The 12,298-nt window shown below is 63.7% G+C and carries 11 protein-coding genes and 1 tRNA gene; 10 read left to right on the top strand and 2 right to left on the bottom strand.

The window, feature by feature from the left end:
• Position 1 precedes the first annotated feature (1 nt).
• The 9 genes from nuoN to NKJ80_RS28075 all read left to right on the top strand — a co-directional run bounded on the left by nuoN (position 2) and on the right by NKJ80_RS28075 (position 10,532).
• On the top strand, positions 2-1,438 hold the full coding sequence (gene nuoN / locus NKJ80_RS28115) for an NADH-quinone oxidoreductase subunit NuoN (RefSeq protein WP_352498752.1): 1,437 nt from the start codon (positions 2-4) through the stop codon (positions 1,436-1,438).
• A 4-nt stretch (positions 1,439-1,442) separates the two neighbouring features.
• On the top strand, positions 1,443-2,264 hold the full coding sequence (locus tag NKJ80_RS28110; protein ID WP_352498751.1) for a biotin--[acetyl-CoA-carboxylase] ligase: 822 nt from the start codon (positions 1,443-1,445) through the stop codon (positions 2,262-2,264).
• 32 nt (positions 2,265-2,296) lie between these two features.
• Positions 2,297-3,970, top strand: coding sequence for a ribonuclease J (locus NKJ80_RS28105; RefSeq protein ID WP_023690300.1), 1,674 nt, complete (start codon positions 2,297-2,299; stop codon positions 3,968-3,970).
• Between the two features lie 97 nt (positions 3,971-4,067).
• Entirely contained in the window at positions 4,068-4,472 is a 405-nt protein-coding gene (mce, locus tag NKJ80_RS28100) for a methylmalonyl-CoA epimerase (protein ID WP_352498750.1), read from the top strand.
• Positions 4,469-4,753 (top strand): DUF1467 family protein, encoded by a 285-nt coding sequence (locus NKJ80_RS28095; RefSeq protein ID WP_023823104.1) that lies wholly within the window; start codon positions 4,469-4,471, stop codon positions 4,751-4,753. The genes mce and NKJ80_RS28095 overlap by 4 nt, the downstream gene beginning before the upstream one ends.
• A gap of 731 nt (positions 4,754-5,484) precedes the next feature.
• The gene (gene proS, locus NKJ80_RS28090; RefSeq protein ID WP_023735912.1) at positions 5,485-6,813 is read left to right on the top strand and encodes a proline--tRNA ligase; all 1,329 of its coding nucleotides are present in this window, start codon (positions 5,485-5,487) and stop codon (positions 6,811-6,813) included.
• The gene (locus NKJ80_RS28085) at positions 6,810-8,141 is read left to right on the top strand and encodes a lipoprotein-releasing ABC transporter permease subunit (protein ID WP_352498749.1); all 1,332 of its coding nucleotides are present in this window, start codon (positions 6,810-6,812) and stop codon (positions 8,139-8,141) included. The genes proS and NKJ80_RS28085 overlap by 4 nt, the downstream gene beginning before the upstream one ends.
• Entirely contained in the window at positions 8,138-8,821 is a 684-nt protein-coding gene (locus tag NKJ80_RS28080) for an ABC transporter ATP-binding protein (protein ID WP_023685211.1), read from the top strand. Before NKJ80_RS28085 ends, NKJ80_RS28080 begins: the two co-directional genes overlap by 4 nt.
• Before the next feature lie 460 nt (positions 8,822-9,281).
• The gene (locus NKJ80_RS28075; RefSeq protein ID WP_352498748.1) at positions 9,282-10,532 is read left to right on the top strand and encodes a site-2 protease family protein; all 1,251 of its coding nucleotides are present in this window, start codon (positions 9,282-9,284) and stop codon (positions 10,530-10,532) included.
• A gap of 19 nt (positions 10,533-10,551) precedes the next feature.
• Here NKJ80_RS28075 and lipB read toward each other — a convergent pair whose 3' ends face one another.
• A complete protein-coding gene (gene lipB, locus NKJ80_RS28070) occupies positions 10,552-11,295 on the bottom strand; it encodes a lipoyl(octanoyl) transferase LipB (protein ID WP_023727687.1) in 744 nt (247 codons plus the stop codon).
• Between the two features lie 254 nt (positions 11,296-11,549).
• On the opposite strand from lipB, the gene NKJ80_RS28065 reads away from it, so the two are divergent.
• Positions 11,550-11,634: transfer RNA gene (locus NKJ80_RS28065), tRNA-Leu, on the top strand.
• Positions 11,635-11,834: 200 nt separating this feature from the next.
• Here the strand turns inward: NKJ80_RS28065 and NKJ80_RS28060 are convergent.
• Positions 11,835-12,068, bottom strand: coding sequence for a GcrA family cell cycle regulator (locus NKJ80_RS28060; RefSeq protein ID WP_081726058.1), 234 nt, complete (start codon positions 12,066-12,068; stop codon positions 11,835-11,837).
• Positions 12,069-12,298: the final 230 nt, after the last annotated feature.

The following is a 12,298-nucleotide window of genomic DNA, read 5'->3' as shown; positions in this document are numbered from 1 at the left end:
CATGACGCCGGACCTTTATTCCAGCCTTTCGCTCTCGACGCCGGAGCTGATCCTCGCCATCGGCGCGCTGGCGCTGTTGATGGTGGGCGCCTATTCGCGCGCCAACACTGCCATTCTGGTGACTGTCCTTGCCGTCGCCGTGCTGGTGATCGCAGGCCTATGGCTGATCTTTCCCACGGGACAGGGCGCAGCCTACGGCAACGCCTTCATCCAGGATCCGTTCTCCCGCTTCATGAAGGTGCTGTCGCTGATCGGTTCGGCGGTGACGCTGGTGATGTCGATGCGCTTCGCCAGGCAGGAGCATTTCGACAAGTTCGAATACCCGGTGCTGATCCTGCTCTGCACGCTCGGCATGATGCTGATGATCTCGGCCAACGGCATGATCGGGCTCTATCTCGGCCTCGAGCTGCAGTCGCTGGCGATTTACGTGCTGGCCGCGATCAATCGCGACAATCTGCGTTCGACCGAGGCCGGTTTGAAGTATTTTGTGCTCGGCGCGCTATCGTCGGGCATGCTGCTTTACGGAATCAGCCTCATTTACGGCTACACCGGCAATGTAGGCTTCCAGGAAATTTCCTCCGCGCTGGGCAGCGGCGAGCGCCAGCTCGGCCTCGTCGTCGGCCTGGTCTTCGTTTTGGCCGGCCTTGCCTTCAAGATTTCCGCGGTGCCGTTCCATATGTGGACGCCCGATGTCTACGAGGGCGCGCCGACGCCGGTCACCGCTTTCCTGGCGGCTGCCCCCAAAATGGCGGCGATGGCGCTGATCGTGCGCGTCACCATGGGCGCCTTCAAGCCGATCGCTTCCGACTGGCAGCAGATCATCGTCTTCATCTCGATCGCCTCGATGGCGCTCGGCTCCTTTGCCGCCATCGGCCAGACCAACATCAAGCGGCTGATGGCGTACTCCTCGATCGGCCATATGGGGTATGCGCTGGTCGGCCTTGCCGCCAACAGCCAGGCCGGCGTGCGCGGCGTCGCCATCTACATGCTGATCTATCTCGTCATGACGCTCGGCACCTTCGCCTTCATCCTCGCCATGCGGCGCAAGGAAGGCAATGTCGAGCAGATCAGCGATCTCGCCGGTCTGTCGTCGACCAATCCGATCATGGCGACGATCCTGACCATCCTGATGTTCTCGCTGGCCGGCATCCCGCCGCTCGCCGGCTTCTGGGGGAAATGGTACGTCTTCCTCGCCGCCATCAACGCCAACCTCTATGCGCTGGCGATCATCGGCGTGCTGGCCTCGGTCGTGGGCGCGTTCTACTATCTGCGTATCATCAAGATCATGTGGTTCGACGAACCGGCCGGTGGCTTCGTGCCGATGGCGGTTGAGCTGCGCCTCGTGCTTGGTGTCTCCGGCGCTTTCGTGCTGTTCTATGTGCTGATCGGCGGTCCGATCGCGACCTACGCCGAAGCCGCCGCCAAGACATTTTTCTGACCGGATGGCATTTCGGCTGGCTCCGACCTCTGAGACGGAAGGGTTCCGGCTCGAGGCGCATGACAGTGTGGGTTCCACCAACACGCTGGCGCTGGACCATGCAAGGGCAGGCGATCCCGGCAAATTGTGGGTCGTTTCCAAGAAGCAGGAAAGCGGCCGTGGCCGCCGCGGCAGGGCCTGGGTATCGCCCGAGGGCAATCTGGCGGCGACATTGCTGGTCATCACCGGCGGTGAGTTGCGTCTGGCGGCGACGCTGGGCTTCGTCGCCGGCCTGTCGCTGGCCGATGCGCTCGACGCCGTGGTGCCGAAGGGCAGGATCGCTGTCGGCCTCGACGGCGCCAGCCAGGGGCAGAACCGCTTCGAGCTGAAATGGCCGAACGATGTGCTGGCCTCCGGCGCCAAATTGGCCGGCATCCTGCTGGAATCGGCCATTCTCGATGGCGGCCGTTTCGCGGTGGCGGTGGGCATCGGCGTCAATGTGGTGGCGCATCCGCCGGATTTGCCGTATCCGGCGACATCGCTTCAGGCACTGGGCGCGACATGCGACGCCGAAACGCTGTTCTTGGCGCTGTCCGATGCCTGGACCGACAATGCCCGGCTGTGGGACGACGGACGCGGGCTCGACGCCATCCGGCGTCGCTGGCTGGCGCGCGCGGCGGGGCTTGGCGGCGAGGTTGCTGTCAGGATTGACGGGAATGTGGTGCGCGGTACCTTCGAGACCATTGACGCGGACTGCCGTTTCGTGATCCGCGATGATGAGGGGTCGGTCGTGACGGTAGCCGCCGGCGACGTGCATTTCGGCGCCGTCGCGTCGGCAAAGATTTAGGGCTGGTCGCAAGGGCCGGGAAGGGAAATTTGATGGCGAAAGCGCAAAACGCCGAACTCGTCTTCGTGCCGCTCGGCGGCGTCGGCGAGATCGGCATGAACTTCGCCCTTTACGGCTATGGGCCGCCTAGCGCGCGCGAGTGGATCGTCGTCGATGTCGGCGTGACCTTTCCCGACGCGGCGCATCCGGGCGTCGACCTGATCCTGCCCGATACGCGCTTCATCGAGGAGAACCTCGCCGGCCTGCGCGGCATCATCATCACCCATGCGCATGAAGACCATTACGGGGCGCTGCTCGACATCTGGCCGAAGCTGAAGGCGCCGGTGTGGATGACACCGTTCAGCGCCGGCCTGCTGGACGCCAAGCGCCAGGGCGAGCAGGGCGCGCCGAAGAAAATTCCGGTGACGATCTACCGGGCAGGCGAAACATTCACTGTCGGCCCGTTCTCGATCGAGGCCATTCCGGTGGCGCACTCGATTCCCGAGCCGATGTCGCTGGCGATCACCTCGCCGGCCGGCACCGTCATCCATACCGGCGACTGGAAGATCGATCCGGAACCGACGATCGGCCCCAAGACCGACGAGGCGCGGTTTCGCGCCTATGGCGACAAGGGTGTGCTGGCGCTGGTCTGCGATTCCACCAATGCGCTGCGCGAAGGCGAATCGCCGTCGGAGGTGGCGGTGGGCGAAGGCCTCAGGGGCGTCATCCAGAGCGCTGTCGGCCGTGTCGCCGTCACCACCTTCTCCTCCAACGTCGGACGCATCGTCTCCATCGCCAAGGCGGCGCGCGATGCCGGCCGCCAGTGCCTGGTACTCGGCCGCTCGCTCAAACGCGTCATCGATGTCGCCGGCGAGCTCGGCTACATGGACGGGCTGCCGGAGTTCATCGCCGAAGAGGATTTCGGCTTCATCCCGCGCGAGAACCTGGTCATCATCTGCACCGGCAGCCAGGGCGAGGCGCTGGCGGCACTGGCAAAACTGTCGCGCGACGAGATGAAATCGGTGTCGCTGACGGCCGGCGACACGGTGGTGTTTTCCTCACGCACCATTCCCGGCAACGAGAAGGCGATCCTCGAGATCAAGAACCGCCTCATCGACCTCGGCATCAAGATCATCGAGGATGGCGACGCGCTTGTGCATGTCTCCGGCCATCCCCGCCGCAGCGAATTGCGCAGGATGTATGAGTGGGTGCGGCCGCAGATCGGCGTTCCCGTGCATGGCGAAGCCGCGCATCTGGTGGCGCAGGGATCGCTGATGTCGACGTCGGGCATCGGCCAGGTGGCGCAGGTGCGCGACGGCGACATGCTGCGGCTGGCGCCGGGTCCGGCCACGATCATCGACCAGGTGCCGTTCGGCCGCATCTACAAGGACGGCAGGCTGATCGGCACCGACCAGGCGATGGGCATACGCGACCGGCGCAAGCTATCCTTCGCCGGCCATGTCGCGGTCAATGTCGTGCTCGACGACAAATATGAGCTCGCCGGCGATCCCGATCTGGTCGCCATCGGCGTCGCCGAGGCCGATGCCCGTGGCGAAAACATGGAAGATCTGATGCTCGACGCGGCCGTCGGCGCGGTAGACTCGATCCCTCGCCAGCGCCGCAAGGACCTCGATCTGGTGCAGGAAGCGGTGCGCCGCGCCGTGCGCGGCGCCGCCAACGAGGCCTGGGGCAAGAAGCCGCTGGTGACGGTGTTTGTGACGAGGTGAGGGAATAGGCAGTAGGCGGTAGGCAGTGGAGAAAAATGCAGATGTATCACTACTGCCTACTGCCCATTCCCTACTCCCTTAACTTGTGGAGCACTTCATGCTGGGACGCCTGAACCATGTAGCACTTGCCGTGCCGGACCTGGCCGCGGCGATTGCGGCCTATCGCGATACGCTTGGCGCGAAGGTCACCGCGCCGCAAGCGCTGCCCGAGCATGGCGTTACCGTGGTGTTCGTCGATGTCGGCAACACCAAGATCGAACTCCTGGAGCCGCTGGGCGAGGGGTCGCCGATCGCGGCCTTTCTGGCGAAGAACCCCTCGGGTGGCATGCATCATGTCTGCTACGAGGTCGACGACATCCTTGCCGCGCGCGATCACCTCACAGCAAGCGGCGCCCGCGTGCTGGGCGACGGCAATCCCAAAACCGGCGCTCACGGCAAGCCGGTGCTGTTCCTGCACCCCAAGGATTTCTTCGGCACGCTGGTCGAACTGGAGCAGCCATGAGCTGGATTTCGTTCGCCGCGCTGTTCTTCATCACATGGTGGCTGATGCTGTTCATCGTGCTGCCGTTCAGCGTTAAGACGCAGGATGACGACCATGACGTGACGCTGGGCACGGTTGCGAGCGCGCCGCGCGGACCGCATATGCTGCGCGCCGTGATCCGCACCACCATCGTCACGGCTGTCGTCATGGGGGTTTTCTATAGCCTGACGCACGGGCTGGGCTACAGCCTCGACGAAGTCCCGCACATCATCCCCGAAGCCAGCCAGGCACCTGCAAACTAACCACTTTCCCGCCGGCAGATCGGGTGGGGTGTTCGTGCCTGTTTTCGGAGCGCCAAACTCAGGTTTTGGCTCACCAGCTTGCGATGCGCAATCGGCGGCCAGGCATGGCCCACCCGCATTAGAATCACGCCTTGGTGTCAGGCTGACGCAAGCTCACGTGATTTGGGAACAGGTTGATCTAACCAGATGATCGGGCAAAAAAAATGCAAGGCACAAGGCCTTGCAATTTAAACGCGTTCCGATCTGTTTTCCGGTTTCCGGCGGCAGCGGGTAACCGCGCCTAGATCGCATCCTCCCAAGACTTTGACCGCGTAGGAGAGCAGATTTTTCTCCACCCTCTCGGTTATCGGGGCACACTAGCCTAACCCTGATGAAATTGTCACGCAGAATTTTGCCCGCAATCGGGCAATCTGTGCTGCAGTGCACAATAGTGCGGCAGGCTTTGCTTGCGAAACGAACAACACCGGGGCTGCCGCCTTAATCTGGTCAGGTGTGCCGCGTCGCCCGGACGCGCAAAGCGTGTGTGAGCACTTCGGAGTCAGGGTCATCATTTTGCATCAAAAGCATTATCGTTTTCGGTGCGAAGGTCTTTGGAAGAAGAATCGATTTTTGCGATTTCGGACCGATGCGGCCGGTCGGGTTTCCATTCCGTCACGAAATAGCTATGAAGCCGGGGCAAGCAAGCCAGCCGCGCCGATTCCGGCGCAGCCTCCTCTCTCACGGACCTGTCCATGCGTTTGTCGCAGTTTTTCCTGCCCATCCTGAAAGAAAATCCGCGCGAGGCCGAGATCGTCTCGCACCGGCTGATGCTGCGTGCCGGCATGATCCGCCAGCAGGGGCAGGGCAGCTTTTCCTGGCTGCCGCTAGGCAAGCTGGTGCTCGACAAGGTCTGCCGCATCATCCGCGAGGAGCAGAACCGCGCCGGCGCTCTGGAAATCCTGATGCCGACCATCCAGTCGGCCGATCTGTGGCGCGAAAGCGGCCGCTATGACGACTATGGCAAGGAGATGCTGCGCATCAAGGACCGGCAGGACCGCGACATGCTCTACGGTCCGACCAATGAGGAAGTGGTCACCGAGATCGTGCGCGCCTACGTCAAGTCCTACAAGGACTTGCCGCTCAACCTCTACCACATCCAGTGGAAGTTCCGCGACGAGGTGCGGCCGCGCTTCGGCGTCATGCGCTCGCGCGAATTCCTGATGAAGGACGCCTATTCCTTCGACCTCGATTTCGAGGGCGCCAAAGCCGCCTACAACCGCATGTTCGTATCCTATCTCCGGACGTTCACGCGCATGGGGCTGCAGGCCATTCCGATGCGGGCCGACACCGGGCCGATCGGCGGCGATCTCAGCCATGAATTCATCATCCTGGCCGACACCGGCGAGAGCCAGGTCTATTGCGACCGCGAATATCTGTCGCTCCAGGTGCCCGGCGAGAAAACCGACTTCGGCAATGACGGCGAGATCGCCGACATCGTCAAGACGTGGACGACGCCTTACGCCGCCACCGACGAGATGCATGACGAGGCGGCCTGGGACAAGCTTGGCGAAGCCGACCGGGTCTCGGCACGCGGCATCGAGGTCGGCCACATCTTCCATTTCGGCGACAAATATTCCAAGCCCATGGGCGCCAAGGTGACCGGGCCCGACGGCAAGGATCATTTCGTTTCCGGCGGCTCCTACGGTATCGGTCCGTCGCGGCTGGTGGCGGCGATCATCGAGGCCAGCCATGACGACAACGGCATCATCTGGCCGGAAGCGGTGACGCCGTTCGACATCGGCCTGATCAACATGAAGGCCGGCGACGCCGAGTGCGACCGCGTTTGCGGCGAGCTCTACGCCGCCTTCACCGGCGCCGGTAAGGATGTGCTTTACGACGACACCGACCAGCGGCCGGGCGGCAAGTTCGCCACCGCCGACCTGATCGGCCTGCCCTGGCAGGTGATCGTCGGGCCGCGCGGCGTGGCCGCCGGCGAGATCGAGATTAAGAACCGCCGGACCGGCGAGCGCGAGACGCTGCCGGTCGCGGAGGCCAGGAAACGCTTCGGTGCAACCGCATGAGCGAAGCCGCGGCAGCGAAGTCTTCGGTAGCCCAGTCTCCGGTTGGCAAGTCTCCGGTCGCCAAGTCTCCGGTCGCCGGCCCGTTCTCCATGTTCGAACGCATGGTCGCCTGGCGTTATTTGCGGTCGCGCCGCAAGGAGACGGTGATCTCGGTCATCGCCTCGATCTCCTTCCTCGGCATCATGCTGGGCGTCGCCACGCTGATCGTCGTCATGGCTGTCATGAACGGGTTTCGAGCCGAACTTCTGACCCGCATCCTCGGCGTCAACGGCCATCTGATCGTGCAGCCGCTGGATTCGCCGCTTGAGGACTATGCGCAGGTCGCAGCCCGCATCAACGGCGTGGCAGGCGTCAAATACGCGATACCGCTGATCGACGGCCAGGTCCTGGCGCAAGGCAATGTCGGCGGCGGCATGGGCGCGCTAGTGCGCGGTATCAGGGCCGAAGACCTCGGCAAGATCGCCATCGTCGCCCAAAACGTCAAGCAAGGCACGCTTGACGGCTTCGACTCCGGCGAGGGCGTCGCCATCGGCAAGCGCATGGCGGAGAATCTCGGCCTTGTGCTCGGCGACACCATCACGCTGATCTCGCCGGACGGCGATGTGACGCCGATGGGCACGACGCCGCGAATGAAGGGCTACAAGGTGGCGGCGATCTTCGAGGTCGGCATGTCGGAATATGACAGCTCAATCGTCTACATGCCGTTTTCCGAAGCGCAGCTCTATTTCAACATGGACGGCAGGGCGCAGACGATCGAGATCTATGTCGACAATCCCGATGATGTCGACGCGCTGAAACCGCTGGTCGATGCGGCGGCGCAACGGCCGATCGACATGGTCGACTGGCGCCAGCGCAACGAGACGTTCTTCTCAGCGCTGCAGGTCGAGCGCAATGTCATGTTCATGATCCTGACGCTGATCGTGCTGGTGGCGGCGCTCAACATCATCTCCGGCCTGATCATGCTGGTGAAGGACAAGGGCCACGACATCGCCATCCTGCGCACGATGGGCGCCTCACGCGGCGCCATCCTGCGCATCTTCCTGATGACGGGTGCTGCGATCGGCGTCACCGGCACGCTCGCCGGCGTGCTGCTCGGGGTGCTCATCTGCACCAACATCGAATCCATCCGCCAGTTCTTCTCCTGGATGACCGGCAAGGTGCTGTTCAATCCGGAACTCTATTTCCTCAGCCAACTGCCGGCAAAGATGGACCCGCGCGAGACCACCTACGTCATCCTGATGGCGCTCGGCCTGTCCTTCCTGGCAACCGTGTTTCCGGCATGGCGCGCCGCACGGCTCGATCCGGTCGAGGCCTTGAGATACGAATGAAGTCCGAGATCATTATCGAGCTGAAGAGCGTCGAGCGGCACTATGTCCAGGGGCCGCGCAAGCTCACCATTTTGAACGGCGCCGACTTTTCGCTGAAGCGCGGCGAGATGGTGGCGCTGGTGGCGCCGTCGGGCACCGGCAAGTCGACGCTGCTCCATACGGCGGGCCTGCTCGAGCGCCCCGACGCCGGTGACGTCATTCTGGCCGGCCGCGCCTGCGGACGGCTCTCCGACGACGAACGCACGGCGATCCGCCGCAACGATGTCGGCTTCGTCTATCAGTTCCATCATCTGCTGCCGGAGTTTTCGGCACTGGAAAACATCATGATGCCGCAGCTGATCAAAGGGCTTTCGCGCAAGGAGGCGTCGGAGCGCGCAGCACAGCTGCTCGACTATATGCAGATCGGCAAGCGCGCGTCGCACCGTCCGTCGGAGCTGTCCGGCGGCGAGCAGCAGCGCGTCGCCATTGCCCGCGCGGTCGCCAATGCGCCCTTGCTGCTGCTCGCCGACGAGCCGACCGGCAATCTCGACCCGGTCACCGCCTCCTATGTCTTCGAGGCGCTTGGCGCGCTGGTCAAGCAGTCCGGCCTTGCCGCGCTGATCGCGACCCACAATCACGAACTCGCCTCGCGCATGGACCGCCGGGTGACGTTGGCGGATGGCAAGGTCGTTCCGTTGTAGGCCCCAACTTCCTCATCCTAGGGTCTGCGCCGCGTCGCTGCGCTCCTTGCTCCGCCCTAGGATCACGAAGGGATTGGTGCGTGTCCCGATCGCAAAGGCATGCGATGCGCCCTGCGTCAGCACTGCCGTCACCCCGTCAACCTTTCCTTAACCCTGCCCAAACCGGCTGTCAGGATTCGTCGGCCTGCCGCATTCCGCTCATTGACTTTCGAACAAAGTTAGAACAAAATACGAACATATCAACAACAGGAGAGAGTTATGAGCGATCTTGTTCAGGACGTCGTTTCGTTGGTGTGCATGAGTGCGTTTCTGGTTTCCATGGCTGTCTGGATCGGCGCCATGTGATGCAACTGCGGTTCGCCGCACTGTTTTAGGCGGGCAGGAAGGCGCTGTGCCGTTAAGCCTTTCTTGCCGCCATGACGCTAGGCTGCCCCGCCAAGACAGGGAGCAAAAACCTCAGGTGTCGCCGATCGTGACGGCCCTTCTCGTGGCCGGTAATCTCGGACTGATTTTCCTTCTGATGACCGCGCCGCTCGGTTTGCGCACGGTGAGGCTCAGCCGCGTGATTACGATGGACCGGCAGCGCCTCTGGCAGGCGCTGTGGCCGCTAGGCAGCGATGCCGGCTGGTCCGGCGAGATACTCTCGGCCCAGCCGCTGGACGGGCGGGGCACGGCCCGCATCCTGCTGTCGTGGGAAGGCCGCGACGGCCAGCCGATCGAGCGCAGGTCGCGCTTCGAGGACGTCGTCGAAGGCAGTCGTTTTTCGATGCGGGTCATCGAGGATACCGCGCTCGACGCGTCGTTCTGGAAGGATTTTTGTGAGACCACCGAACTCACCTCGGAAGGTGCCGGCACGCGGGTGACGCTCAGCCAGACCGATCGCTATCGCGGCGTCGCCTTCCTGGTGTTCCGCTACTTCGCCATGCGCCGCGAGCTCGGCAAGCTGGAGGTCTGGGCGAGGACCGGACAGTATCGCAAGGGCGGCTGGTTCGAGCATCCGCTGAGCCAGGTCGGTTTCGCCGTTCTGTCGGCTTTCATTCTTTGGCCGTTCTTCGGGCTCAATCTCGGCGGCATGGCGCTGGCCGCGATCCTGACCTCGGTGGTCGCCCTGCATGAGCTCGGCCACGTGGCGGCCTTTCGGCTAACCGGTCATCGCAAGGCGCGGATGATCTTTATCCCGCTGCTCGGCGGCATCGCCATTGGCGGCCGGCCTTATGACAGCCGCTTCGAGGTCGCCTTCGTGGCGCTGATGGGCGCTGGTTTTTCCGCGTTCCTGGTACCGCTGCTGATCGTCGCCAGCGGGCTCGCATCCGGCGAGGGACATCGGCTCGCCGCGGCCCTTCTGGCGACGCTTGCCGGCTTTGCCGCGCTGTTCAACATCGCCAATCTGGTGCCGGTGTGGAAATTCGACGGCGGCCAGGTACTGCGCCAGATCTGCCCGGGGCCGGTCGCCCTGGCGCTCGCCTCGTTTTCCCTGCTCTCGGCCTTGCTGTGGCTTGGCTGGCTGGCCGGCTTTTCCCAAACCTTTCTGCTGGTGGCGGGCGCCGTCTTTGCCATCCTCAGCCTGATGACAGTGGGTAGCGGGGTAAAACCGCGCCACGAATTGAAGCCGATCCGCATCTTCGACCGTTTCGCCATGGCCGGCGCGCTGCTGGCCGTCTTCGCCATTCACGGTTTCGGGCTGTTGTGGGCCTCGGCGCGGTTGCTTTGAGCGTTGGTCGAGGCGAGACTCAGCCGGCCTTGCGAGCCGGTTCTGCAGAAGTTGACTCCGCTGCCCCGAAAACATCCTCGAAGGCGGATTTCAGCGCCAGGTCGAAATCGGCCATGGTCACGGGCAGGCCGAGGTCGACGAGGCTGGTGACGCCGTGATCCGGCACGCCGCATGGCACGATGCCGCTGAAATGGCTGAGATCCGGCTCGACATTGACGGCAATGCCATGAAAGCTCACCCAGCGCCGCAGCCGGATGCCGATGGCCGCGATCTTGTCTTCAGCCGGCGAGCCGTCGGGCAGGGACGGGCGCTCGGGCCGCACCACCCAGACTCCGACGCGGTCCTCGCGGCGTTCGCCGCGTACATTGAAGGCGGCAAGCGTGCCGATGATCCACTGCTCGAGCGCGGCGACGAAGGCGCGCACATCCTCGCGCCGGCGCTTCAGGTCAAGCATGACATAGGCAACCCGCTGCCCCGGCCCGTGATAGGTGTATTCGCCGCCGCGCCCCGCGGCAAACACCGGGAAACGGTCGGGGTCGATCAAATCCTCGATGCGGGCGCTGGTGCCGGCGGTGTAAAGCGGCGGATGCTCGACCAGCCAGACCATCTCGGCGGCCGCACCCGTGCGGATCGCCTCGGCGCGCGCTTCCATCAGGGCCAGCGCATCGGTGTAGCCGGCCAGGCCAGGCTCGATGCGCCATTCGACCGGCGCTGACCCGGGCAAGGGCAGGAACGACGTGGCGATCTGGCTGCGTTCGGTCATGGCTTTTCGTTTTTCGCTTAATGCACGCCGCTTGGCAAAACCGCCTTGCGCTCTGGGGCGGAATGCATTCGCCCTTCATATGGCGGTATCCGGCTGAAACGTCCAGTTCGCCGTCCTTTGCGCGTACCACAGGACGCGCGGCGCTGTAGAGGCCGATATGCCAATTCGCGGCGATTATTGCGCGCCGCGCCCTTGTTTCGCAGGAAACGATTTGCTACACGCCGCGAGCCGGTTCGTTCCGGCTCCTACCACGGGCGGTCGTGGCGGAATTGGTAGACGCGCAGCGTTGAGGTCGCTGTGGGGCAACCCGTGGAAGTTCGAGTCTTCTCGACCGCACCATAATTTTTCGGCCATTGAAATCATTGCGGCTTCTCAGGCCGTCGACGCCAAATCATCGCCTTTGGCGCTTGAACCGGCCGCAGCAGAGTTGCAACAAGAGGTCGCAGAGCCGCACGCGAACGCCGCTTGGCTCGCACCGGCCAGCCTCCTGCACCTGAGTCCCCGGCTTTGCCGGTGGCGGGGCAGGGGATGTGGTTGACCTAAGCGGCGCGTCGTTGCGGGAAATGGAGACCCGGACGGGCTCGACGAGGGTCAACGGCCGTCACGACGGTGTGGTGGTGATCGCAGTAGACGCGATCCGGCGACGTCGGCCCGGCACAAAACCGGTAACCACCGGGTACCGACCGGTCTTCGCTCACCGGGAAGCGGCACTGGTGCAGGCCTAGCTGAATGAGGGGGACGTCTCTCGACGCTGGTCTGATATTTTCACGCATGATGGTTTTCAGTTTCCTGGTTCATAGCCATTGCCGGCTGACGGCCGCGATGCGACCGGTCGGAGCGAGCTTCTCTCGTTTTGGAGGGCTGTGGACCACATATGGTGCTGATAGCACCGTCAAAGAAGCCCGGCGCCCCGCTTCTGCAGCCAAATCGTTTGCGACTTAAGGCCACACCCGCGAGCGCCCGAAGCACCTGTCCGGCCGGGATTTGCCGGCGCGCCGTTGCA

The sequence above is a fragment of the Mesorhizobium sp. M0030 genome, from assembly GCF_040323695.1.
GTDB lineage: Bacteria > Pseudomonadota > Alphaproteobacteria > Rhizobiales > Rhizobiaceae > Mesorhizobium.
This window is presented reverse-complemented; position numbering and strand designations above follow the sequence as displayed.